Here is a 351-nt window from a genome sequence, read left to right as displayed (position 1 = left end):
GCGGCCGGCAAGGGCTTCGCGGTCGTGGCTTCCGAGGTGAAGGCCCTGGCCGAGCAGACCGCGAAGGCGACGGATCAGATCCGCGGGCAGATCAGCGCGACGCAGGCGGCTACGCGCGAGGCTGTGGGCGCGATCGGCTCGATCCAGGGCACGATCCGGGCGCTGGACGAGGTCTCGGCCGCGATCGCGGCGGCGGTCGAGGAGCAGTCTGCCGTCACGCGCGAGATGTCGGGCAGCATGCACACGGCCGCGCACGGGGTATCGACGATCGCCGGCGGCATGGAGGCCATCGCCCGGGCGAGCGAGCAGGTCGATGCAGCCACACGCCAGGTGTCCGAGGCTGCGCGGGCG

Annotated in this window: 1 protein-coding gene; it reads left to right on the top strand. The window is 73.2% G+C overall.

Annotated features, from left to right (window positions below):
• Positions 1–351, top strand: a 351-nt coding sequence (locus tag MKK82_RS00070) for a methyl-accepting chemotaxis protein (RefSeq protein ID WP_243984161.1), incomplete at both ends; no start/stop codon positions are given.

Source organism: Methylobacterium sp. E-046, from assembly GCF_022829625.1.
Taxonomy (GTDB): domain Bacteria; phylum Pseudomonadota; class Alphaproteobacteria; order Rhizobiales; family Beijerinckiaceae; genus Methylobacterium; species Methylobacterium longum.
This window is presented reverse-complemented; position numbering and strand designations above follow the sequence as displayed.